This window comes from Arthrobacter sp. (genome assembly GCF_031179985.1).
Classification (GTDB): domain Bacteria; phylum Actinomycetota; class Actinomycetes; order Actinomycetales; family Micrococcaceae; genus Arthrobacter.
Genome location: NZ_JAPSHJ010000010.1, coordinates 1 through 24,282 on the forward strand (window position 1 = coordinate 1; position 24,282 = coordinate 24,282).

General features: G+C 61.6%; 21 protein-coding genes, 1 pseudogene and 1 riboswitch. Of the genes and pseudogenes, 16 read left to right on the plus strand and 6 right to left on the minus strand.

The genetic code is table 11. From position 1 onward, the window contains the following. The 10 genes and pseudogenes from RIN13_RS06810 to RIN13_RS06855 all read left to right on the plus strand — a co-directional run. A pseudogene (locus RIN13_RS06810) lies at positions 1-137 on the plus strand (DNA starvation/stationary phase protection protein); the annotation flags it as partial. Positions 138-307: 170 nt separating this feature from the next. Next, a complete protein-coding gene (locus tag RIN13_RS06815; RefSeq protein ID WP_309106581.1) occupies positions 308-682 on the plus strand; it encodes a metalloregulator ArsR/SmtB family transcription factor in 375 nt (124 codons plus the stop codon). A gap of 24 nt (positions 683-706) precedes the next feature. Further along, complete coding sequence (locus RIN13_RS06820; protein ID WP_309106582.1) at positions 707-1,165, plus strand: SRPBCC family protein; 459 nt, start codon at positions 707-709, stop codon at positions 1,163-1,165. A gap of 92 nt (positions 1,166-1,257) precedes the next feature. Beyond that, positions 1,258-1,356, plus strand: a riboswitch (glycine riboswitch). A gap of 201 nt (positions 1,357-1,557) precedes the next feature. Next, positions 1,558-4,437, plus strand: a complete 2,880-nt coding sequence (gene gcvP / locus RIN13_RS06825) for an aminomethyl-transferring glycine dehydrogenase (RefSeq protein WP_309106583.1) — start codon at positions 1,558-1,560, stop codon at positions 4,435-4,437. 11 nt (positions 4,438-4,448) lie between these two features. Continuing rightward, positions 4,449-5,582, plus strand: a complete 1,134-nt coding sequence (gene gcvT, locus RIN13_RS06830; RefSeq protein ID WP_309106584.1) for a glycine cleavage system aminomethyltransferase GcvT — start codon at positions 4,449-4,451, stop codon at positions 5,580-5,582. Positions 5,583-5,946: 364 nt separating this feature from the next. After that, positions 5,947-6,330 carry a glycine cleavage system protein GcvH gene (gcvH, locus tag RIN13_RS06835; RefSeq protein ID WP_309106585.1) on the plus strand — a complete coding sequence of 128 codons (384 nt, stop codon included), beginning with the start codon at positions 5,947-5,949 and terminating at the stop codon, positions 6,328-6,330. 11 nt (positions 6,331-6,341) lie between these two features. Then, the gene (glyA, locus tag RIN13_RS06840) at positions 6,342-7,658 is read left to right on the plus strand and encodes a serine hydroxymethyltransferase (protein ID WP_309106671.1); all 1,317 of its coding nucleotides are present in this window, start codon (positions 6,342-6,344) and stop codon (positions 7,656-7,658) included. A 67-nt stretch (positions 7,659-7,725) separates the two neighbouring features. Next, entirely contained in the window at positions 7,726-9,123 is a 1,398-nt protein-coding gene (locus RIN13_RS06845; protein WP_309106586.1) for an L-serine ammonia-lyase, read from the plus strand. 169 nt (positions 9,124-9,292) lie between these two features. Further along, positions 9,293-10,366: a peptidoglycan bridge formation glycyltransferase FemA/FemB family protein gene (locus RIN13_RS06850; RefSeq protein ID WP_309106587.1), complete on the plus strand. Its 1,074-nt coding sequence runs from the start codon at positions 9,293-9,295 to the stop codon at positions 10,364-10,366. Between the two features lie 45 nt (positions 10,367-10,411). After that, positions 10,412-11,896 (plus strand): threonine/serine exporter family protein, encoded by a 1,485-nt coding sequence (locus RIN13_RS06855; RefSeq protein ID WP_309106588.1) that lies wholly within the window; start codon positions 10,412-10,414, stop codon positions 11,894-11,896. Positions 11,897-11,965: 69 nt separating this feature from the next. On the opposite strand, the gene RIN13_RS06860 is transcribed toward RIN13_RS06855, so the two are convergent. Then, positions 11,966-12,805, minus strand: a complete 840-nt coding sequence (locus RIN13_RS06860; protein WP_309106589.1) for a siderophore-interacting protein — start codon at positions 12,803-12,805, stop codon at positions 11,966-11,968. An 85-nt stretch (positions 12,806-12,890) separates the two neighbouring features. After that, positions 12,891-13,658: a uracil-DNA glycosylase gene (locus RIN13_RS06865; RefSeq protein ID WP_309106590.1), complete on the minus strand. Its 768-nt coding sequence runs from the start codon at positions 13,656-13,658 to the stop codon at positions 12,891-12,893. A 227-nt stretch (positions 13,659-13,885) separates the two neighbouring features. Here RIN13_RS06865 and RIN13_RS06870 point away from each other — a divergent pair, with 227 nt between their 5' ends. From RIN13_RS06870 to groL, 5 genes are all read left to right on the plus strand, one after another. Beyond that, a complete protein-coding gene (locus tag RIN13_RS06870; RefSeq protein WP_375164739.1) occupies positions 13,886-14,203 on the plus strand; it encodes a DUF3263 domain-containing protein in 318 nt (105 codons plus the stop codon). A gap of 52 nt (positions 14,204-14,255) precedes the next feature. Next, positions 14,256-14,888, plus strand: a complete 633-nt coding sequence (locus RIN13_RS06875; protein WP_309106591.1) for a LytR C-terminal domain-containing protein — start codon at positions 14,256-14,258, stop codon at positions 14,886-14,888. 175 nt (positions 14,889-15,063) lie between these two features. Continuing rightward, positions 15,064-15,267 (plus strand): cold-shock protein, encoded by a 204-nt coding sequence (locus RIN13_RS06880; RefSeq protein ID WP_247048443.1) that lies wholly within the window; start codon positions 15,064-15,066, stop codon positions 15,265-15,267. Then, entirely contained in the window at positions 15,267-16,538 is a 1,272-nt protein-coding gene (locus tag RIN13_RS06885; protein WP_309106592.1) for an ABC transporter substrate-binding protein, read from the plus strand. The genes RIN13_RS06880 and RIN13_RS06885 overlap by 1 nt, the downstream gene beginning before the upstream one ends. A 292-nt stretch (positions 16,539-16,830) precedes the next feature. Beyond that, positions 16,831-18,459, plus strand: a complete 1,629-nt coding sequence (gene groL / locus RIN13_RS06890) for a chaperonin GroEL (RefSeq protein WP_247048442.1) — start codon at positions 16,831-16,833, stop codon at positions 18,457-18,459. An 87-nt stretch (positions 18,460-18,546) separates the two neighbouring features. Here groL and RIN13_RS06895 read toward each other — a convergent pair whose 3' ends face one another. Both RIN13_RS06895 and RIN13_RS06900 read right to left on the minus strand, forming a co-directional pair. After that, positions 18,547-19,641, minus strand: coding sequence for a hypothetical protein (locus tag RIN13_RS06895; protein ID WP_309106593.1), 1,095 nt, complete (start codon positions 19,639-19,641; stop codon positions 18,547-18,549). 55 nt (positions 19,642-19,696) lie between these two features. Then, entirely contained in the window at positions 19,697-21,352 is a 1,656-nt protein-coding gene (locus RIN13_RS06900; protein ID WP_309106594.1) for a carbohydrate binding domain-containing protein, read from the minus strand. Positions 21,353-21,798: 446 nt separating this feature from the next. On the opposite strand from RIN13_RS06900, the gene RIN13_RS06905 reads away from it, so the two are divergent. After that, positions 21,799-22,809, plus strand: coding sequence for an RNase H family protein (locus tag RIN13_RS06905; RefSeq protein WP_309106595.1), 1,011 nt, complete (start codon positions 21,799-21,801; stop codon positions 22,807-22,809). Positions 22,810-22,826: 17 nt separating this feature from the next. Here the strand turns inward: RIN13_RS06905 and RIN13_RS06910 are convergent, their stop codons facing one another. Together RIN13_RS06910 and RIN13_RS06915 are read right to left on the minus strand one after the other, a co-directional pair. Further along, on the minus strand, positions 22,827-23,777 hold the full coding sequence (locus RIN13_RS06910) for a metallophosphoesterase (protein WP_309106596.1): 951 nt from the start codon (positions 23,775-23,777) through the stop codon (positions 22,827-22,829). A 216-nt stretch (positions 23,778-23,993) separates the two neighbouring features. Beyond that, positions 23,994-24,281, minus strand: coding sequence for a WXG100 family type VII secretion target (locus RIN13_RS06915; protein ID WP_309106597.1), 288 nt, complete (start codon positions 24,279-24,281; stop codon positions 23,994-23,996). Position 24,282: the final 1 nt, after the last annotated feature.

Below are 24,282 nucleotides of genomic sequence, written 5' to 3' on the forward strand. Positions count from 1 at the left end.
ACGAGGTGGATGAAGAAGACCCGACGACGGCGGATCTGCTTCATACATTCATTGAAAAGCTGGAGCAGTTCGCCTGGTTGGTTGGTGCTGAGAACATGAAGCCGACCGCCAGCGTGACCCGACCGGACGTGCAGTAGGTCCGTCCAAACTCCACGTTCTGCTGTCACATCACAGAGCGGTCTGCGTGGCCTATGCCGTGCATATAACGTCCGACGCCGGGACTTCCCCGGCGTCGGACGTTTTTGTTTCTTGCGGAGAGCGTTCATCAACCCTTGACATCCGGAATGTTTAGCCCATACTTAAGTATGTGCTTAACAATCAGCAGGCCGACCATTCCGGGAGAGCCCCGCTTGATTCCGTATTCCAGGCGCTGACGGACCCAACCCGACGGGCCATGATCGTCCGGCTCTGCCAGGGGCCGGCTTCGGTTTCGGACTTGGCAGCACCTTTTGCGATGAGCTTGCCCGCGATTGTGCAGCACCTTCAGGTCCTGGAAAACTGCGGGCTCATCCACACCGAAAAAATCGGCAGGGTCCGCAGTTGCAGCATCGTCCCCGCGACCCTCCGGTTTGCAGAGAACTGGCTCGCTGCCTGCCGGACTCCTGCGGAGCGCCGCATGGACCGGCTCGAAGCTTTCCTTGAATCAGATGATCCATCCAATCCACAACCAGAAGACAACTAGGCACGAGACAACCAGGAGAAACAGATGATAACTCCCATCACGCACGCAAGCTTCACACTTGAGCGCAAGCTCAACGCCCCGCCGTCGCGCGTTTTCCATGCATTCTCCGACTTTTCCAGCAAGAAGAAGTGGTTCGGCGGGCCGCCGGAATGGGTCCAGGGCGAATCCAGTCTGGACTTCCGCGAGGGTGGCCGTGAGACGGACGTCGGCGGGCCGGAAGGCGGATTCGTCTCCACCATGTATGCGACCTATCACGACATCGTTCAGGACGAGAGGATCGTCTACAGCTACGAAATGCTTCTCGACGGCCAGAGAATGTCTGTGTCACTGAGCAGTGTGGAGCTTGAACCCGACGGGAACGGCACCAAGCTGACACTAACGGAACAGGGCGTTTACTTTACGAGCGAAGATGACGTCGAAGGACGCAAAGAGGGTACGGAGGGACTCCTTGACGCCCTGAAGATCTATGTGGAAAGCGACTGAGGGGGCCCGGCAAACTCACATTTGCCCCGCAGCCCGGGACATAGGACAATAGCCTCTGTGACTGCTGTCACCGCAAACTAAATATATGCCTTTGATCTGCGGCGGGAGAGTCCTGCAAGTAGGTACAAGCAGGCGCCGTAGGAGCAAACCCTCCCCAGGAATCTCTCAGGCCCACGTACCGCCGCGGCAAGGCAACTCTGGAAAGCAGCAAGTTTGTCCGCTCCAGCACCGGGATTATCTCCGGGCTTCTGCCGAACAAACTGTGCTCACCGACGGTGCAAGCGGAGCCATGCGAGAGCACGGCTGCGCGGAAACTCTCAGGTCCAATACAGAGCGGGGAGGAACCCAGTCAATGTGGCGTACCCTGCGCCGCCTTAGTTTTGGAGTTCCTTGTGACTGTTAAATCAGCCTCCACGTCCTTTGTAGACCGGCACGTCGGTGCCCGCCACGAGTCCGACGTTGACGCCATGCTCAAGGCCGTCGGCTACGACACCGTTGATGCGCTGGTAGACACCGCGGTACCGAAAGATATCCGGCAGGATTCCCCGCTGGCGCTTTCTCCGGCACTGAGTGAGGTTGAAACGTTGGCCGAGCTGCGCAAGCTGGCGGCGAAGAACAAAACAGCCGTCCAGATGATCGGTCAGGGTTACTACGACACTCTGACTCCGCCGGTCATCCGTCGCAACATCCTTGAGGCACCGGCCTGGTACACGGCCTACACCCCGTACCAGCCGGAGATTTCCCAAGGCCGCCTTGAGGCCCTGTTGAACTTCCAGACCATGGTCCAGGACCTGGTGGGCCTGCCCATTGCCAATGCTTCGCTACTGGACGAAGCCACCGCGGTGGCAGAGGCTGTGCTGATGATGCGCAGGGCCAACAAGAATAAGGCTGCAGTTGATGGCAAGACGGTCCTGGACGCTGATTGCCTGCCGCAAACTATTGCCATCGTCAAAGGCCGGGCCGAGGCCCTGGGCTTCGAAGTGGAGGTGGCGGACCTTTCCAAGGGACTGCCCGACGGCATCATCAACGGTGTGGTGCTGCAGCAGCCGGGCGTCTCCGGCCGGGTCTTTGATCACTCTGCAGCCATTGCGGACGCCAAGGACCGGGGCGCCCTGGTGACGGTCGCTGCCGATCTGCTGGCACTGACCCTCATCACACCTCCGGGCGAACAGGGCGCGGACATCGCGGTCGGTTCGGCCCAGCGCTTCGGCGTGCCGCTGTTCTACGGTGGCCCCCACGCTGCTTACATGGCCGTCCAGAAGGGCCTCGAGCGGTCCATGCCCGGCCGCCTTGTTGGAGTCTCCAAGGACTCCGCAGGCACCCCTGCGTACCGTCTGGCACTGCAGACCCGTGAACAGCACATCCGCCGTGAGAAGGCCACGTCCAACATCTGCACGGCCCAGGCGTTGCTCGCAATCGTTGCCTCCATGTACGCCGTTTACCATGGGCCGGATGGCCTGAAAGCCATCGCCGAGACCACTCACGGGCACGCAAAGTCCCTGGCCGCCTCCCTGAAGGCTGGCGGCCTGGACGTGCTCCACACCAGCTTCTTTGACACCATCACGGTCTCGGTTCCGGGCAAGGCTGCTGAAATCCTCGCCGCTGCTGAGGCCCGGGGGATCAACCTCCGCGACATCGATGCTGACACCGTGGGGATCTCCGCGGATGAAGCGACGACGACGGACATCGTCGCCACGGTCTGTGCCGCCTTCGGCGTCGCAGTAGCGGAGGCAGGCGACGGGTCAGACAGTTCCTTTGGGCTGGAGCCGGCCGTCGAACGTACCTCCGACTTTATGCAGCACCCTGTGTTCAACACCCATCGGTCCGAGACCCAACTGCTCCGGTACGTCCGCAAACTTTCAGACCGCGACCTTGCACTGGACCGCACCATGATCCCGCTGGGTTCCTGCACCATGAAGCTGAACGCGACCGCCGAGATGGAAGCCATTTCCTGGCCGGAATTCGCCTCCATCCATCCGTTCGCGCCTGATTCACAGACCGAGGGCTGGCGGGAACTCATCGCTGACCTAGAGGCCGAACTGACGGAGATTACAGGCTACGACCAGGTTTCCATCCAGCCCAACGCCGGTTCCCAAGGGGAACTTGCCGGCCTGCTGGCCATCCGCGGCTACCACCGCTCCCGTGGCGATTCCCAGCGCAACGTCTGCCTCATCCCCGCCTCCGCTCACGGTACCAACGCGGCCTCAGCTGTCCTGGCCGGAATGAAGGTGGTGGTCGTTGCCACCGCCCCCGACGGAACCATTGACCACGCTGATCTGCAGGCGAAGATCGACGCCCACAAGGACGCACTCTCCGCGATCATGATCACCTACCCGTCCACGCACGGTGTGTACGACGCCGACGTCCGCGAGGTATGCGATGCCATCCACGCCGCCGGCGGACAGGTGTACATCGACGGCGCCAACCTCAACGCACTCGTAGGGCTTGCCCAGCCTGGCAAGTTCGGCGGCGACGTCTCCCACCTCAACCTCCACAAGACGTTCTGCATCCCGCACGGCGGTGGCGGACCCGGCGTCGGGCCTGTAGCAGCGAAGGCGCACCTGGCCCCTTTCATGCCCGGGAACGCGGCCACCTGGACCGAAGGCAACGATGTTCCCATTTCGGCCTCGCGCTTTGGTTCCGCGGGCGTGCTGCCCATCTCCTGGGCCTACGTGAAGCTTATGGGCGGCCAGGGCCTGACCGACGCCACGAAGTCTGCCCTGCTCGCGGCCAACTACATTGCCGCCAGGCTGAACGACTTCTTCCCGGTTCTCTACACCGGCGAAGGAGGGCTGGTGGCCCACGAGTGCATCCTTGACCTCCGCGAGCTCACAGCCGGGACAGGCGTCACAGCTGAGGACGTTGCAAAGCGCCTGATCGATTACGGTTTCCACGCCCCGACGCTGGCCTTCCCCGTTGCAGGAACACTCATGGTGGAACCCACAGAGTCGGAGGACCTCGGTGAAATGGACCGCTTCATTGAGGCCATGATCTCCATCCGCGCCGAGATCGACCAGGTGGCAAACGGGGACTTCTCCGTGGCCGAGAGCCCGCTCCGGAACGCGCCCCACACGGCAGCGGCAGCGATCAGCACTGACTGGGACCGGGGATACCCGCGCGAACAGGCTGTTTTCCCCGTGCACTCGCTGAAGCAGGACAAGTACTTCCCGCCGGTAGGCCGAATTGACGGCGCTTTGGGGGACCGGAACCTGATCTGCTCGTGCCCTCCCCTCGAAGCCTTCGAGGACCACTCCGCCGACTCCGCCAACTGAGGACTGCAACCATGACTGAGAACTACACTGCCCTGTACGAGGAGCACAAAAAGCTCGGCGCCTCCTTCACTGATTTTGGCGGTTGGCAGATGCCGCTCAAGTACAGCTCCGAGCTGGCAGAGCACCACGCAGTCCGGAAATCGGCTGGCATCTTCGATCTCTCCCACATGGGCGAAGTCTGGGTCACCGGGCCTGACGCTGCTGCGTTCCTGGACTACGCCCTCGTGGGAAAGATCTCTGCGATGAGCGTAGGAAAGGCCAAGTACTCCCTCATCTGCAATGACGAGGGCGGCATCATCGACGACCTCATCACCTATCGCCGAGGGGACACCCAGTTCCTGGTGGTGCCGAATGCAGGAAACGCCAAGACAGTGGCTGAGTCGCTGGCGCAGCGCGCTGCCGATTTCGACGTCGTCGTGGAGGACGTGTCCGCCGCTACTTCCCTGATCGCCGTCCAAGGACCGAAAGCTGAGGAAATCCTCCTCCGCCTGGTTCCTGCGGCCCAGCACGAACTGGTCATGGGGCTGAAGTACTACGCTGCCGTCCAGGTGCCCTTCCTCGTGGGGGGAAGCAGCCAGGAGCTCTTGTTGGCCCGCACCGGCTACACCGGTGAGGACGGCTTCGAAGTTTTCATCAACAACGACGACGCCCCTGCCCTCTGGCAGTCAATCGTCGCGATTGCTGACGAGGGGGAGCTGACGCCGGCAGGCCTGGCCTCCCGGGACTCCCTGCGCCTCGAGGCAGGCATGCCGCTGTACGGCAACGAGCTCTCGATCGACGGCGATCCGTTCGCTGCCGGCCTGGGCGGAATCGTCGCGCTGTCAAAGGAAGGCGACTTTGTGGGCAAGGCTGCCCTGGCTGCCAAAAAGGAAGCCGGCGCCGGTATCAGCACCGGACGCAAGCTGGTGGGGCTCAAAGGACTGGGGCGCCGTGCCGGACGTGGGCACTACACGGTACTGAAGGACGGGGCCGTTGTTGGTGAAGTGACCTCAGGCCAGCCAAGCCCCTCGCTCGGCTACCCGGTAGCGATGGCCTATGTCGACGTTGAGCACAGTGAAATTGGCACAGCCCTGGACATCGACCTCCGTGGTAAGGCCGAGCCGTTCGAAGTTGTCGCGCTGCCGTTCTACAAGCGCGCCAAGTAGCCCGGCGGTCCCGTTGCCGTTATCGGCACCGGGACCGGCAGGCCCCGACAACGGGACCGGCAGGCCCCGGTTTTCAGGCGTGCTGCTCCTTCGTCGCTTTGACGCACGCTTTCGAAAGCCAAAGGTGCTGGAGGATGGGGCACCTGCCAGGGGGTTGAGCTAGTCGAACCCCTCGCGGCCAACTTGGAGCTAGGACCTATTGATTTGAAGGGCCACTGTTCTTTTCGGAGGAACAACTGGCACAAAGCGGCAGGGGAGCGGATTCCGGAAGCGTGCGTCTAAACGAGGAACGAGCGAGCACGCGGAGGAATTCGGTTTCCTGACGCTGTACGGAACCACAATTTTCAAACGTAAAGGAAAACACATGGCAAAGGTTGCCCCTGAATTGCAGTACTCCGACGAGCACGAGTGGGTTGCCCGCGAAGGCGGGAACCTGGTCTCCATTGGGATTTCCGCCGTGGCCACTGATGCCCTCGGCGATATCGTCTATGTTGACCTTCCCGAGCCCGGATCGATGGTGACGGCGGGGGAGACGTGCGGCGAGGTCGAATCCACCAAGTCCGTCTCAGACCTGTACGCCCCCGTAACCGGTGAAGTCACCGAAGTGAACCCCGCCGTCGTCGATGATCCGGCACTGATCAACAACGATCCGTACGGTGCGGGCTGGCTGTTCAAGGTAGCTGCGGAGTCCGAGGGCCCGCTGCTCTCCGCGGAGGACTATGCCTCCAAGAACGGCGGCGAACTGTGAGCGCCCCGGCCATGGGCCCCGCTCCGGCGGCATTCGAGCAGGTCATTTCACCCAGCCTTGACGCACAGATATCCGATCTGGATCCGGAAATCGCTGCGAAGATCGACGACGAACTGACCCGCCAGCGCACCGGCCTGGAGATGATCGCCTCGGAGAACCACACCGCCGTCGCCGTCATGCAGGCCCAAGGCTCGGTGCTGACCAACAAGTACGCCGAGGGGTATCCGGGCAAGCGCTACTATGGCGGCTGCGAGCACGTTGACGTTGTCGAGCAGCTGGCCATCGACAGGGTGAAGGCCCTCTTCGGCGCAGAGTACGCCAACGTCCAGCCGCACTCCGGCGCACAGGCCAACGCTTCGGTTATGCACGCCCTGATCAGGCCCGGCGATACCATCATGGGCCTCAACCTGGCCCATGGCGGCCACCTCACCCATGGCATGCGGATCAACTTCTCCGGACGCCTGTACAACGTCATTCCGTACCAGGTACGCGAAGAGGACCACCGGATTGACATGGCAGAGGTGGAGCGGCTCGCCAACGAGCACAAACCCCAGCTGATCGTTGCCGGCTGGTCCGCATATGCACGCCAGCTCGACTTTGCTGAGTTCCGCCGGATCGCCGACTCGGTAGGGGCCTACCTCATGGTGGACATGGCACACTTTGCGGGCCTGGTCGCCGCAGGACTGCACCCGTCACCGGTTCCCCACGCGCACGTCACCACCTCAACGACGCACAAAACCCTCGCTGGTCCCCGCGGTGGAATCATCCTCACCAACGACGCCGACATCGCCAAGAAGATCAACTCGGCCGTCTTCCCGGGTCAGCAGGGCGGCCCGCTGGAGCACGTCATCGCGGGCAAGGCCGTGGCATTCAAGATTGCCGCATCTCCCGAATTCAAGGAACGCCAGGAGCGCGTCCTGACTGGAGCACGGATCCTCGCCGAACGCCTGGTCCAGCCGGACGTCACGGCAAAGGGCATCAATGTGATCTCCGGCGGCACCGACGTGCACCTTGTGCTGGTTGACCTGCGCAAGTGTGAACTGGACGGCCAGCAGGCCGAGGACCGGCTCGCGGAAATTGACATCACCGTCAACCGCAACGCTGTGCCGTTTGATCCGCGGCCGCCGATGGTGACTTCCGGTCTGCGCATCGGCACGCCCGCCCTCGCTACACGCGGTTTCGGGGAAGCCGCGTTCAGGGAGGTAGCCGACATCATCGCCCAGGCGTTGATCGCCGACGCCGGCTCTGACCTTTCGGGGCTGCGCTCCCGCGTGGAAGCGCTCGCCGCAGCCCATCCTCTCTACCCGGCCGTCGCTGGGCTTAGCTGATGGCTTTTGAGGCCCGAAGGGGCCCATTGCTCACCTCACCGCCGCTAACCAGTTAGGAACCCCGACCATGGCTGTTGGAGTCTTTGACCTCTTTTCAATAGGCATAGGACCATCCAGTTCACACACTGTGGGTCCTATGAGGGCTGCCGCTGTCTTTGCGGAGGAACTCAGGGCCAGTGGAGTCCTTTACCGGGTGGCTGGTCTGCGGGTGGACCTCTACGGCTCCCTCGCAGCAACCGGGCACGGCCACGGGACCATGACAGCCATCCTCCTCGGGCTGGAAGGGTTCCACCCGGAGCTGATCCTTCCCGATGAGGTGGAGCAACGGCTGGCTGCCATCGCTGACACCGGTCAACTGCAGTTGGCGGGCTCGGTGTCCTTTCCCTATGCGGTGAAGGACATGATCCTCCACCCGCTGACCATCCTGCCGAGGCATACAAACGGCCTGAAGTTTGCCGTGTCCGATGCGGCTGGCGAGGTTTTGCACCAGGCTACTTTCTTCTCCGTTGGCGGCGGCTTCATTGTCCGCGAGGGAGAAGAAGACGCGGCCCAGCAGCAACTCGAAGAATCCAAGAAGGAGTTGCCGTTTCCTTTCCGGACTGCCGCTGAACTCCTGCGGCACTGCCAGGGGAACGGGCTGTCCATAGGCGAGGTCATGCTCGTCAATGAGCGGGAGTCCCGATCGGAAGAGGAGATCAGAGAGGGGCTCCTTCACATCTATTCGGTGATGGAGAGCTGCGTCGCCGTCAGTCTGAAACGCGAAGGCTTGCTGCCCGGCGGACTCAAGGTCCGCCGTCGTGCGCCGGACTGGCATGAGCGGCTCATGAAGGAGGACAAGGACCGGGACCCGAAGTATTGGCAGGAATGGGTCAATCTGATCGCGCTCGCGGTGAACGAGGAAAACGCCTCGGGCGGCCGGGTGGTCACTGCGCCGACCAACGGCGCTGCCGGGATAATCCCGGCCGTGCTCTACTACGCCCTGCATTTTGCGCCGGGAATGGAAGAGGCCACCCAGTCGGATCGCGACGACGTCGTGGTCAGGTTCCTGCTGACGGCGGCCGCCGTCGGCGTGCTTTATAAGGAACAGGCGTCGATCTCCGGGGCAGAGGTGGGTTGCCAGGGGGAGGTTGGTTCGGCTTCATCCATGGCGGCTGCAGGTCTGGCCGAGGTGATGGGCGGTTCTCCCGCCCAGGTGGAGAACGCTGCTGAAATTGCGATGGAACACAACCTGGGCCTCACCTGCGATCCGATTGGCGGGCTGGTGCAGGTCCCTTGCATCGAACGCAACGCCATTGCCGCAGCCAAGGCAATCAATGCAGCCAAGATGGCTCTCTGGGGTGACGGATCACACCGCGTGTCGCTCGATGAAGTGATCGTCACCATGCGGGAAACGGGCAAGGACATGAGCTCGAAGTACAAGGAAACCGCCATGGGTGGCCTCGCTGTCAACGTAGTGGAGTGCTGAGGCGCCAAGGAACGCGGCAAGTCCCAGAACCTGGGCGCCGATAGGCCGTGCCGGATCCGGGCTGCGGTTGGTGTCAACGCTCCCTTCGGGGCAGGGCCGGCCGATACACTTGAGGCTGCACGCCTGGGACTAGCCGCCTTACTGAACGCAACGATTGGACACCGCAGACTTGCGAGAATTTACCGCCCGCTTTGCCTCCGCCGAGGAGATTGCCAACTGGGACAACCATGTGACTGCAAATCCCAATGGTGGAAATCTGCTGCAGTCTGAGGCGTTCGCTGAAGTCAAACAGCACTTCGGCTGGAAGCCACTGCACCTCGTATATGAGACCGCTGACTACACCAGCTATAATCTGGCGCTGGAAAAGCCCATTCCGCTGCTGGGCAAGATCTGGTACCTGATCAAGGGGCCGGATGTTGCTGACGTCGAGGACATCCCCGGGATCGCCGCAGCAAACGCTGATCTGATCAAGAGGGCGAAGCTGGGCGTTTTTGCCGTGAAGATCGAGCCCGATATTGTCCTGTCGGATCATGCGCGCCAAGTCATCGAAGGTGCAGGCCTGAGCAAGACGCACAACCTGCAGCCCAACGATTCCACCGCTTTGCTGGACATCTCCCCTGAGCCGAACCAGTTGTTGCGGAACCTGCATTCCCGGGGCCGGAATGCGGTGCGCCGTGCTATCCGTGAGGGTGTTGAAGTGCAGAATGTGGAACCCAGCGAAGAAAACTTCAAGGCCATGTATTCGCTCATGACCACAACTGTCGAGGCAAAATCGCAGGTGCGGGTCCGTGAGTACGAGTACTACCGGCAATTCTGGACAAATTTCATCAACAGGGGTCAGGGCAGGCTGCTCTTCGTTTACGAGAACGGAGTTCCGTCCGTGGGCGCATTTGTGGTCAACTACGGGAACAAAGGAACGTACAAGGACGGTGGATCGCTGCAGAAGCGCAACCAGTATGGCGACTCCCACCTGGTGCAGTGGACTGCCATCAACCAGCTTAAGAACCTCGGCTGCACTGAATACGATTTCTGTGGGACCCCGCCCAGCGACCAGCTCAAAGACACGTCCAACCCGTTCCACGGCCTGGGACTGTTCAAGACCAGCTTCAGCAAGACAGTGACGGACTTCGTGGGTTGCTACGACCAGATCCTGAACCCCTTGAAATACAAGGCGTGGATGGTTGCCGGAGAACGAGTGGCCCGCCAGCTCTACACCCGTCGGACAGGGCAGCAGTTCTATTAAGTCATCGTCAACTAAGTCAGCGTCAACGCCAGGGAGGGAGGCCGCATGACCAAGGAAACCGACGGCCGGCGGAAGCCGCACACTGACGGGCTACCCAAGACTGAACCGCTCTCGCCGTCGCAACTGCAGCAGAACGTCGCTGCTAAACGCATGCTGCGCCGGCTCGTGCAGGGGGAGAATCCGCCTACGGCACCCCTGAGCATCGTTGACCGGCTGGCGGGAAGCCCTTATGCCAACCCGATGATCCAGGTTGGCGGAGTGGATACCTCCGCCCGCAAGACAATCGACTTCGCCCTTCACCTGGCTGAATCGATGTTCCGGTACGGTGCAGGTGCCCTCGAGGTGGAAACCAGCATCATTGCCGTAACGGCTGCCTTGGGACTGAAGAACATCGAGGTGGACATCACCAACCAGTCCGTGGCGATCAACTACGCGCCGAAGGACCAGACTCCCATTTCCCTGCTGCGCGTTGTCAGGTCGTGGACCAACAACTACGCAGGGCTGGCCCAGGTGCACCAGCTGGTGACGGACGTCGTGGCGGGCGGTGTGGGGCGGGATGAGGCTGTCCGTCGTCTCGAAGAGATCATCCACAGCTCCAAGCCGTATCCGCGCTGGATGGTGACAGTCGCCTTCGGGGTGTTCTCGGCTGTTTTCGTGGGAATCCTTGGCGGCGGAGTGGGTGCCTCCGGAGTTGCTTTTCTTTCCAACCTGCTCATCAGCCTGCTGGCCCGCCAGCTCAGCAAGCGGCGGGTACCGGACTTCTTTACGACGGCGTCCTGCGCCTTTGTGGTGACGTTCATTGCGCTGCTGCTGTGGCAGATCGGCGTCCCGATCGAGCCAGCTATCGTCGTGGTCGGAGGTATTTTGCTGCTGCTTCCCACGGGTCGCCTCGTCTCATCGGTCCAGGACGCCATCAACGGATTCCCGGTGACTGCCGCGGGCCGATTCCTCTCCACTGTCCTGACGTTCGGGGCTCTGGTCGCTGGGATTGCCGTTGCTTTGGTGGTGGGTGCCGTGGCCGGCATGGAAAAAATCGACGTGACAAAAACATTCCCGCCGGCGTATGACTGGTGGGCCCTGATCATTCTTATAGCGGTTGCAGTACTTGCTATCGGCATCACGGAACAAACGGCCTGGAAGCTCCTGCTGCCTACTGCCGGGGTCGGCGTCGTCGGTTACCTTGTGCTGTGGGGGGCCACTGCATTCGGCGTTGGCGATAGGTTTTCCCCTGCTCTGGCAGCGGTGGTCATAGGCCTTCTCGGGCGAGTAGTCGCGCTGAAAATGGGGGCTCCCCAGCTCGTAGTCGCCGTCCCGGCTGCCCTGATCCTGCTTCCTGGCCTGACTATATTCCGCTCCATGTACGTGCTGACCATCGAAGAATCGGAGATCCTCATCGGGGCCGGCGGAATGCTGAACGCCGGCGCTATTGTCCTTGGGGTGGCCGCGGGAATCGTCTTGGGCGACACCTTGGCCAGGCCGCTCACACGGAATCTGGCGAGCAATGAGCGCAGGAGGGCGAGACGCCGTTAGGCGTCGCGAGGCTCAGGAGGCTCTCAGGGCGGCGTGGCTCAGGAGACGTCAGCTCCAGATCCCACCCGTTCAGATCTTTCCGATGGGGAGCTGTTTCTCGGCCTGGAAGTCATCTTCCACTCTTCCCTTGGCCCAATAGCCGGACAGGGAAACCTGGGAACGCTCAAGTCCGCGCTGGACGAAGAACACATCACGTAGGGCCTTCATGTAGCCCCGTTCCCCATGGGCGAAAACCTGCACCCGCCCGTCCAGCCACTCGCCGTTCCGTACAGCATCGACCAGAAGCTCACTGGAACCCGCCGGGGTTCCCCGACGCAGGAGCCAGTTGAGCTCTATCCCCACGGGCGCCGCCACTGCCTGGATGTCTGCGTCGCTGTCTACTTCGAGATAGGCCTTGCCGAGCGCCTCTGGCGGCAACGATTCGACGGCAGCGGCAATGGCAGGCAAGGCTGCCTCGTCGCCGGCGAAAAGGTACCAATCGACTGCCCGATCCGGGTTGTAGCCGCCGCCGGGGCCGGTGAAAATGATCGTGTCACCGGGCGCCGCTGCTGCTGCCCAGGGTCCTGCCAGGCCTTCGTCCCCGTGGATCACGAAATCAATGGCCAGTTCCCGGGCCGTTTCATCCACCCAGCGGACGGTATAGGTCCTGGTGTGCGGCCACTGCTCGCGTGGCATGGTTTCCCGGACGGTCCACAGATCCAGCGGCTCCGGATAGGCGACCCCTGGCTGCGGGAAGGCGATCTTCACATAACGGTCGACGAACGCATTGTTGGTGTAGCTGGAGAATCCTTCACCACCGGCGATGATCCGCACCATGTGCGGTGACAGCTCTTCCCGCCGGAGAACTGTCAGTGAGGTCTGAGGGCGCGAGTTGCGCGTGGCGGAGGTGGCAGCGGGAAGTGACGTCATGGAGGTAAGCCTAGGCTAAGTTAACGGCGTGCCGCACATGGTGACGCAGCAACGGACGCCTCTGCGGCTCCAACCCGGAGCCGCCTCAAAGGACCGGAAGTTCCCAGTCGACCGGGGCGGCGCCCTGCTCATGCAGCAGGGCGTTGGTCCGGCTGAACGGTTGGGAACCAAAGAACCCTCGCGACGCTGACAACGGGCTCGGATGGGCGCTGGCCACAACCGGCGTATTCCCCACGAGGGAACGGACGCCGACAGCGTCCTTGCCCCAAAGGATGGCCACGAGGGGAGGGGGGCTGCCGTCCGCATGCCTGCGTGCGGCCAGAGCGGCGATGGCCGCCGTCGTGATCTTTTCCCAGCCTTTGCCCCGGTGGGAGCCTGCAGCACCGGCCCTGACGCTCATGACCCTGTTGAGCAACAAGACTCCCTGATCCGCCCAACTGCTGAGGTCTCCGTGAACCCGCGGGGGGAGGCCAAGATCATCTTGGAGTTCAGTGAAGATGTTGGCCAGGCTCCGGGGAATGGGCCTGGTCGCCCTATCCACCGAAAAGGATAAGCCGACGGCGTGACCTGGCGTCGGATACGGGTCCTGCCCTACCACCAGGACCCTTACCGCCATCAAGGGTTGCCGGAATGCGCGCAAAACGTTCGACGGTGACGGCAGAACTGTGTGCCCGGCTTCCACTTCAGCAGCGAGGAAGCTCAAGACGCCGCGTAATTCGCTCTCGACGGGGGCGAGTGCCTCTGCCCAGTCTTCAGCTACCAGGCCTGAGAGCGGGAGGCGCACAAGATCGGCAAATCCAATAGAGTCCGAAGCGGCCGGCTCGAGGTCGAACAAAGCATCTGAGTCAAACACAGTTCCTATTGTCCCTGTACCGAGGGTGGATAGGGGATACCGGGCGGGTGCCCGGCACGTGCGGGCCGCTCCCGAGCTGAAGAAACGCAAGTCATGCAGCGTAAATGACAACCGTGTTATTCCTCCGTACCATGGGAGCGGGACTCTACGCCGGAACCAGCCAGGCGCAGTCCGCTACCCACTCGCAGAACCAGTTGCATTCATCAGGACCAGCAAAGGACCGTGCCGTGGCCGAACCCGTACAGGATCATCTGCTTCAGCAGGTACAGCCAGCAGGAGAGCCTCGCGGCGACTCTTCCCTGAGCGAGCGGGAGCAGCAAATGCTCGCACTGGAGCGGCAATGGTGGAAGTATGCAGGTGCCAAGGAACAGGCCATCAGGGAGTTGTTTGACCTCTCGGCTACGCACTATTACCAGATCCTGAACGCACTGATCGATACTGAAGCCGCTTTGGCACATGACCCTATGCTCGTGAAGAGACTGCGTAGACTACGTACGTCACGCCAGCGGGCACGTACTGCACGTCGCCTTGGTTCGGACGCCTAAAGTGAGCCAGCGCTGAGCAATCAGCGACTACCAGCAAGGACACCGTTCAATCATGACCAAGTACGCAAGGGATGAATTCGACAGGATTCCGGAGGCATCGTCACGCCAAGGTGTCCACCGGGTGGCTGCGGGCCCTTCCAAGCGTAAATTGGGTCCCGTGATGGCAGTAGGCGTAGCCGCTCTCGCGGTTGGAGTGGCGGCCTTCTTCTTTTTCCCTAAACTTGGTTTCTCCACTGCTGATCCGTTGGCCATGTTCGGACGATCCAGCTCCGCCTCCGGATCGGCCCCCTCGGCCGAGCCTGGCACCACTCCCTCAGCAACGACTGAACCGTCCCAGAGCCCGGCTCCTCTGGCCACCACCTCGGAATCCACCCCTCCGCCGCCAACTCCGGAGCCGATCGCCCCGCTGGTGGACAAGAGCCAGCCTGTCGCCGTCTACAACGGGACTACGACGGCGGGATTGGCCGGACGGGTAGCAGAGCAGATCCAAGAAGACGGCTGGACGACGGACCCGATCGGGAACTGGGGCGGATTGCCGCAGCAGACTTCCGTCATTTACTACAAAGGCGAAGCCCAAAAGGGAGCAGCGGCGGCTCTGGGGACGTTGCTCAGCATCCCCACTCTGGTTGATTCGGCAGAGTTCCAGCAGCCCCTCGTGGTGGTTCTCGGGCCAGGCTACCAGTAGGCTCAGTTAAGCCTGAATAACTATTGGGCACCATTCGGCCTGCCGCCGGACAGCGGACCATGGGGTTCGTTACAGTGATTAACGACGCCTTGAAGTAGGGGCAGCACAGCGACGGCAACAACGCGACCGCAGCACAGTGACGTGGGCCGGAAGCAGCAATGAAAGTGTGGACAACATGGCTCTGGGAACCGTCAAATGGTTCAACGCCGAAAAGGGCTACGGCTTTATCACCGTGGACGGATCCGGGGATGACGTCTTTGTCCACTGGTCCGCGATAGAGGGCGACGGTTACCGCGCGCTCGAAGAGGGCCAGCGTGTTGAGCTGGAAGTGGGCGAAGGAGAGAAGGGCCCGCAGGCAGAAAACGTCCGGCCCGCCTAGTGGGAGCCGAACGAGCCGCCGTCAGGGCGGTCATGACGGCGGGTGCCTGCCTCGTCCTTGCCCTTACTGCATGCGCCGGTCAGGCCGGAAACGCGCGTCTGTCGGAGGCCGAGGCAAGCGGTGACGGAACCCTGCGGATTGGCCTGATCCTGGACAACGTGGGGGACCGGTCGTTCCTCAATGATTCCCAGCGGACAGCCGCCCGGCTTGCGGTTCAGGAGATCAACGCTGCCGGCGGCCACAAGGGGAAGCCTGTTGAGCTGTTGCCGGAGAAGGTCAATGAGGATGCCTCCGGGCAGGCCAGGGAGCTGGTGGCTGCCAAAGCAGACGTCGTGATCGGGCCAACGGATTCCAGTAATGCAGGTGAAGCCATCGATGTGCTCGCCCGTGCCAAGGTCACCCTGATCTCGCCGGCCAATACGGCGATGGCACTGAGCAAATATAAGAGCGGTGGCTACTACTTCCGCACCGCGGCTGCGGACGTCGCCCAGGCTTCGGTGCTGGCCAAGCTCGCCAAGGACGGTGGTGCCCGCAGCGTGGCGGTGATCCATGAAGCAGGCAGCTATGGCGCCGACGTCTTAGGTGCAGTGAAGTCGGCGGCCAGCCAGGCCGATCTGGACATTGCCGTGGACGCTGAATTCACGCCAGGGGATGCGCGGGGGGCCGCGGCGAAGGCCAAGGATTCGGCACCCGATGCCGTCATACTGGTTGCGCGCCAGGATGCCGTCGGAGCAATTGCCGAACTGAACAATGCAGGCCTGGGCGGGAAGAAGCTGATTCTGAGCGACGGGGCCGTGGACCAGTATGGCTCAAGGCTTGGCTCCAAGGCCCTCGATGGCTCCCGGGGAGTGCTCCCGGGTACTTTCCCGTCCGCCCACTTCCAAGGCGAGCTGGTGGCGGTCAACGCGCAGCTCAAGGACATGACCTTCGCTGCGGAAACCTATGATGCCGCAAATCTGGCTGCCATCGCGGCGGCGGCAGCGCAGGACGACGCCGGTGCGTCCATCGCCTCACACCTGCTTGCCGTCTCGGGAGGGCGGACTGCGAGCGAAGCCGACCGGGCAGCTGACGCGCAGGTGTGCAAGACATATCAGGAGTGTGCAGAGGCAATCCGGTTGGGAAAGACAGTGGATTACGACGGCGAATCGGGCGCCATAGCTTTTGACTCCAGCGGGGACATCACGAGTGCCAACTACATGGTGTTCACCTATGGAGCGGATAATACGGCCAAAATGTCAGGCACCGAGTCCGCGGCCAAGGACGCAGGCTGATCGCTGGGAGCGAACCGGCCCCGCTATTGAACCGTTCTGCGGGCTTCTGCTTGCACTCTCCCCAGTGGAGTGCTAATTATTGAGTTAGCACTCCTATGTATCGACTGCTAATGCGGTGTCCGGTTCAGGCCGGCCGCCGGGTACGGAAGCCGGACACAGGAGCGAAAGAAATACCTGACTGGGGTGAGATTCCAACCATTGGTGTACAGAGGCCAAGGGGGAAGGATCGTCCGTCGCGGGCACCGCAGCTGGGTTCATTCTTAACGACTGTCCCGAAAGGACTACTGCCGTTATGGCCAAGATCATTGCATTTGATGAAGAGGCACGCCGCGGCCTCGAGCGGGGCCTGAACATCCTCGCCGACGCCGTCAAGGTTACCCTCGGCCCGCGTGGACGCAACGTCGTCCTCGAAAAGAAGTGGGGCGCCCCCACGATCACCAACGATGGTGTTTCCATCGCCAAGGAGATCGAGCTGGACGATCCCTACGAGAAGATCGGCGCCGAGCTGGTCAAGGAAGTCGCCAAGAAGACGGATGACGTCGCTGGCGACGGCACCACCACGGCAACTGTGCTGGCACAGGCCCTGGTTAAGGAAGGCCTGCGCAACGTAGCAGCCGGAGCGGACCCGCTGTCCCTCAAGCGCGGCATCGAGAAGGCAGTTGAAGCGGTAACCCGCGAGCTGCTGGACCAGGCAAAGGAAATCGAAACCAAGGAAGAGATCGCAGCCACGGCTTCCATCTCAGCCGGTGACGACGAAATCGGTGCGCTGATTGCCGAAGCCCTCGACAAGGTGGGCAAGGAAGGCGTCATCACCGTCGAGGAATCCAACACCTTCGGCCTCGAGCTTGAGCTCACCGAGGGTATGCGGTTCGACAAGGGCTACATCTCCGCGTACTTCGTCACCGACGCAGAACGCCAGGAGACCGTCCTGGAGGACCCGTACATCCTGGTGGTCAACTCCAAGATCTCCAATGTCAAGGAACTGGTTGCTGTCCTGGAAAAGGTCATGCAGTCCAACAAGCCGTTGCTGATCATTGCCGAGGACGTCGAGGGTGAAGCACTGGCGACACTCATCGTCAACAAGATCCGCGGCACCTTCAAGTCAGTAGCCGTTAAGGCCCCTGGCTTCGGCGACCGCCGTAAGGCGCAGCTGGCTGACATTGCCATCCTCACCGGCGGTCAGGTCATCTCCGAGGAAGTCGGCCTCAAGCTTGAGAACGCCGGCCTGGAACTCCTTGGCCGCGCCCGCAAGGTTGTTGTCACCAAGGATGAGACCACCATCGTTGAAGGTGCGGGCGACGCAGACCAGATTGCTGGCCGCGTTTCCCAGATCCGCGCCGAGATCGAGAACTCCGATTCGGACTACGACCGCGAGAAGCTGCAGGAGCGCCTGGCCAAGCTGGCTGGCGGCGTTGCAGTCATCAAGGCCGGTGCCGCAACCGAGGTTGAACTCAAGGAACGCAAGCACCGCATTGAGGACGCCGTCCGCAACGCGAAGGCTGCGGTTGAAGAAGGCATCGTCGCCGGTGGTGGCGTTGCTCTGATTCAGGCCGGCCTCAAGGCATTCGCCAACCTGCAGCTCGAGGGCGACGAGGCCACAGGCGCCAACATCGTCCGCGTTGCCATTGATGCTCCGCTGAAGCAGATCGCCTTCAACGCCGGCCTCGAACCGGGTGTTGTTGTGGACAAGGTCCGCGGCCTGCCTGCCGGCCACGGTCTGAACGCTGCAACGGGCGAGTACGTCGACCTGCTGGCTGCAGGCATCAACGACCCCGTCAAGGTAACCCGCTCTGCCCTGCAGAACGCGGCTTCCATCGCCGGTCTGTTCCTTACCACCGAGGCCGTTGTGGCCGACAAGCCGGAGAAGAACGCTCCGGCCATGGGTGGCGGCGACGAGATGGGCGGCATGGGCGGTTTCTAACCCCCTGGTTTAGCCTGAAGATCAAACGTACGGCCTCCTCTCTTGAGGGGGCCGTACTTTTGTATCCAGGGCTTGGTGACCTGGCTGCTACTCCTCTTTCGCCCGTTTGAGGATGTTGGAGAAGGCCTTGATCTTGGTTGGGCTGTCGATGAGCCAGGACCCATAGGCGTTCAGCTCGGTGTTGAAGTAGGTCAGGGCTATGGCCCCGTGCGCCGAGAGCTCAGAGTAAATGCGGTCCAGCCAGCGCGGATCCGCCATGGCGGCGTCGTCCGTGTAGCCGGTTTCGGCAAGACCCCAGGCCGCCTTTTTCGATTTGGCGAAGGCAGCGAGGGTCGGAAGGCCGAAGTCGAACGGGTAGGTGATTGCCATGCCGTCCTTGACCACCCCGTATTCGTTGTAGGGGTCAAAGCCCATGATGTCTATGAGCCCGTCCCCGGGATAGAGGGCGTCCAGGGAGTACTGCGCTTCACCATAGAGCTGGTTCCAGCCTGTGAGGATAGTACTGAAGGCGACGTTGTCGGAGTGGGCGTGGACAATGGGCGCCAACCGGCGTTGCATTGCAACCCAGTCTCTGACGTCCCCATCACCTTCAGGCTCATGGTGGAAGGCAATCCAAACGGGCGCCTTGAGGGCGGCAAGCTTCAGGATAAGGTCTATCGTCCAGTCGTCGCCCTGGCCTGCGGCCATCTCTGCCCAGCTGTACGGCAGTTCGAAGCTGATCCAGGGGATACGGCCGACGGCGATGTCCTCACTCGCGGTCCGGACGGCGGAGTCCACCTTGTCCCCATCCCAGTAGGTCCGGCGGATCTGCAGCGTTCCACCGATCTTCTGCTCGAATTCGCCGGGATCGCTGTTGGCTCCGTAGGACGCGCCCACGAGCACCTTGTTCGGAATTCCCATTTCGGGTGGGTGCGAGTAGGCCGGTGTCGGTTCTACAACGGGGGCGGGGGAGACCGTGGGAACGGGTGTTGCTGCGCGGGGATCCCGGCCGAAAGGGAAGTCACACGCTCCCAGCTGGATGAGAAGCAACAGCGCGAGGACCACTCGAACCAGCTTCCCGGCAGCCATTCTGCCCGTTGGCCCAACCGCTTTTTCATTGACCCAACGCTGAGGCGAGAGGAGGGTGCGGCGTGCGCGATCGCCGTCGAGCCGGACGGCCCTGACTGCGGCGATCACTTTCACCAGCACCCTCCCCACGCTTGCTCAAGCTCGTGAGTCTGATTCTAGCGCTGAGGTGTTACTCCTCTGCGCGCCTCAGGATGTCAGCAAACTGCTGAGTCTTGGCCGGGTCGTTGATGAGCCAGGAACCATAGGCGTTGACTTCAGTGTTGAAGTACGTCATGGCAATTGCTCCGTTGGCGGAAAGCTCGGAGTAGGTCCGGTCCATCCAGGTCGGGTCTACCCTGGAAGCCTCATCAGTCAATGCCGTTTCAGCCAGGCCCCAGGCCGCCTTTTTTGATTTGGCGAAGGCCGAGAGAGCCGGAAGATTGAACTTGAACGGATTCGTAATGGTCTTTCCGTCCTTGACTACCCCGTATTCGTTGTAGGGGTCAAAGCCCATGATGTCTACCAGCCCGTCGCCGGGGTAGAGGGCGTCCAGGGAGTACTGCGAATCACCATACAACTGGTGCCAGCCGGTAAGTATGGTGCTGAAGGCAATGTTGTTGGAGTTGGCGTGAACGATAGGTGCCAGCCTTCGCTGCATGGCAACCCATTGGGTGACGTCACCGTCGCCTTCAGGTTCGTGGTGGAAGGCGACCCAGACAGGCGCGTTGAGGGCAGCCAGTTTCTGAGTGAGGTCCTTGGCCCAGGCGTCGCCTTTACCGGCAGCCATCTCCGACCAGGTGTAGGGCAGCTTGAAGCTGAGCCACGGGAGACGACCCTTCGCGACGTCACCGGTGGCCATGCGGACCGCTGAGTCAACGTTGTCTCCACGCCAGAAAGTCCGTCGGATCTGGAGGGTTCCGCCGATCCTTTGCTCAAAATCGGCAGGATCTGTATTTCCGCCGTAGGCCGCTCCAACCAGTACCTTGCTGGGAATTCCCATCTCTGGTGTTTGGGTGCCCGTGAGGGTTGCTGTGCCGGTAGCGGCCGCAGTTGGCGCGGGCGCCGGAGCGGCCGTCGTCGGTGCCGGCGCCGGAGTGCTGGTGGTGGGTGCGGGTGCTGGTGCGCTGGTGGTCGGCGCCGGTGACGTCGTGGTGGGTGCGGGCGACGAGGTAGCCGGCGCGGGGGACGTCGTCGTCGGTGCGGGTGCAGCAGAGGTGGTAGCCAAGCCGGTCGAGCTGTCCTTCAGTGAGACGTCGTCGACGAGGAGTTTACTTGTTGTGGCGAAGTAGGTTCCCACAACATTCAGGTCCAGATGGCCGCCACTGGAGCTGGTGGTCACTGAAAGCTTCACTTCGTGCCATTGGGTGTCACTCAGCTTGAAAGGTGTGGAATGAGACTTGACTCCGGATGCAGATACTTCGCGGATACGGAGCTGGCCTGAGACACCGGGCGTCTGAGTCTTAACCCATGCGCTTACGGAGTAACTCTTTCCGCTGGTGGTCGTGGCGACAGTAGCGACTTTGTCGTTCAGGACGACGTCACCTCTCGTGGACGTTGCCAGCGATGCTGCCTGACCGGTACGGCCGCCGGAAACAGCAGTGATGCTCTGGGCTGCCGTATTGGTCTTCCAGGCCGTGGTGCCGTTTTCGAAGCCTCCATTGACTACGTATTCCGATGTGGCTGCCGTTGCTGCGATGCCAACAGGGATGGCGGTGGCGAGGACAGACACCGCACCTCCGATGGCAAGGGTCTTGGTTGCCAGGGGGGACAACCTGCGGCGTTCAGCTGCCGGGGGCGTGTTTGACTGGACGAGGACATGCCGTCCTCGTTGGGGGGTCGTATTCAAGTTTGAACTACTTCCTTGGCTGGGGGACCGGCTGTCGACACGGGCACGAAATGCATGCCTTAGCGTTGCGGCCGTCGATGTCGGTAGCCGAGACTACCAGCGGGTATCCCCAATGTCACACTTTGATAACGGAAGCCGGGTCCCCCGCCTGTCTTTTAAGTGAAATTGAAACGATGTGCATATGCGCGCGCTAACAACGCCATTTTGAGGCTTGCGTCACTCCAAACCGGGCCTTTTGCCCCTAGAACCCGGGGGACCTCCTATTTCATCATTGGCTGTTACAAACCCTGCCGGGCAGCAACGAGGAGCCCCTGGAAAAATTTCAGGTCATAATCGCCGTCGTCTTCGTAGTGTTCCGGCCAGAGGCGCTGTGGCGGCAGTGGCCGAGCTGCCACCACACACAGGGCAAGCTGCTCACTGTCGGACTGTTCTGGCAGGATGTTCAGGTGACGATAATTGCAGCGGCCGACGGTTCGGCTTTAGGAAATCCTGGTCCGGCCGGATGGGCCTGGTTCGTAGATGAGAACTGCTGGCGAGCCGGAGGATGGCCGCATGGCACCAACAATCAAGGCGAGCTCATGGCCGTGCTGGATTTGTTCCGTGCAACCGCCCACTTGCCGGAGGAGGACTTGCGGATCCTGTGCGACAGCCAGTACGTCATCAACTCGGTGACAAAGTGGATGCCGGGGTGGAAGCGCAAGGGCTGGCGCAAGGCGGACGGCAAGCCTGTGCTCAACGTCGAACTCCTGAAGGAGATTGATCAGGCCCTGACAGGACGTAAATATACCTTTGAGTGGGTCCGGGGTCATGCCGGTCACGAGCTGAACGAGGCTGCCGATGAGCGCGCCCGGGCAGCCGCTACCGCATATCAGCAGGGTATTGCCGTCCGCACCGGACCCGGCTTCCCCGGAGTCCACGGAGCGGGGGCGGGCACCAGCGAAGCCACCGACCGCACGGAGCCCCGGGAGCCTCTACCTGCAGCTCCCGTGCCTACAAAGGCGGGAGCCTCACGCCCTGAACCCTCCCATGGCTACGGGGAGGCGGCACTTTATGAGGAACCTGATCTTTTCAGCGAACTCGACGCCGATCCTTTTGCCCTGCCGCCTGCTGCCGAGCCTGCCCCGGAAGTTATCGTGGAGGAGCTTGAACGCGAGTTACTCAGCCCCGAAGTGCGTGCAGATATTGGGCGCACCGGAGTCTTGCTGCATCGGGATTTTACGGAGATCGGAAGCTCAGGGCGGCTCTGGACCCGCGACGCGATGATGACGGAGCTGGAGGAGAATCCGGGGTCGAGGACTGAGCTGGAGCTTCTGGCGGCCGACCGTATCTGCCCCACCGCGGTTCTTTTGACCTACCGCAGCCATACACGGACCGGGACGACGCTCCGCAGCTCCCTCTGGGTTCTTGACGGGGCTCAATGGCGGATCCGTTTTCACCAGGGGACAGACGAAGCATAAGCGCGCCCCTCCTTCAGCTACTTCTCAAGTAGGAAATTGTCCGTAAAGGAAAATCCTTCCGCAGGGACGAAGCGGACATCGAGCTTGGATGCCGTAGCTCTGACGTCGAGTGTTCCCTGTGCAGGATCCCGGTTCTTTCCTGACCACACAGCAAAATAGCCAGCCTCGGAATCATTGTCTGACACTTCGTTGGGTGAAACTCCACCAACGCCGTTGGTAATAAAGACTGTTCCTTGACCTTCCTTCATTTCGTCGTCGTCGTCCGCCACACAACTGCCCGCTACCTTCCCCGGAACCAGTCGGGGACAGCTGTCATTAACGTTCAGCTGGTGGGTCCGTTGATAAACGTGCTCATGGCCGGAGAGAACCAAATCAACTTTCTTGCTGACAAGCATGTTAATCAAGGGTGCTCCGGGCTCGCATTCGTAGTGGCCCATACTGAAGCAAGAAGCATGCATACCCACCACAGTCCAAGGAATGTTTGCGTCCCGGGCACCGTCAATGGCGGCTTCAGTCCACCTCCAACGCTCGCTTCCCTCGGAATAATCGAGCCGCTCGCCCCCGTGGAAATCGATTCCAGGTGACACCATGACAAACCGGACAAGGGGATTTTCCCGCGGAACGTCTGCATACCATTGAGTCCCGTATTCTCCTTGCAGCCCGGGAAGTCTATTTGGCAGGCATTTGACAAAATTTTCGATATCGCCGTCATGCCCGTCACTTTCGTGGTTCCCGGTGATCAGCTGGTACGGGAATTCCTTGCCAAGCTTTTCCTTAACCATGTCGCAGAATTTTTCCTCGATGCCGGCCTCGTAGGAAAGATCGCCAAGTGCAATATTCAGGTCTGGCTTCAAATCGGCGATCACGTCGAGGACCCTGGTTGCACCTTTGCCGACGCCGATATCTCCCGCCGCAGTGAAGTGGACCGATCTTCCATCGGATTCCGGGGCCGGCTGGCAACCTGTCATCCCCAGGCAGAACAAGACTGCCGCTAGCCCTACGCGGATGGAAGATTTCCTGAATCCCATGGCAAACACGCGTCCCCTCGTTCACCGAAGCTGCAGGGTGGCGATTCAGTTCCGAGCATAGCTTTCGCAGCGGTGACCTGACGAGGGGCAGAGCGGAGGTGCCAGCAGGCAACGCCGGCCGAGCCTTGCCTAAACGGCACCTAACAGAAACGGCACCTAGCTGAACCGCTGGGCGTTGCCCTGTTCAGCCTGCGCGTAACTGGCAGCCGCCGAACTGAGGGCAAGATTTATGGATGCCAGGGACGCCTCCACTTTGCCCTGCGTCAGGGTCCACTCGTTGACAAGGGACTGGAAGTTGGTGGCAGCCGAACCACGCCATGTGCCCTGCAGCTCGTCGAGGCCGCGTTTCATTGCCTGGACATCCGCGCTGATGCGGTCCACCGTCGCCTTAACATTTGCTGACTTCACCTGGAGAAGTTCGGTATCGACGGAAATGATGCTCATG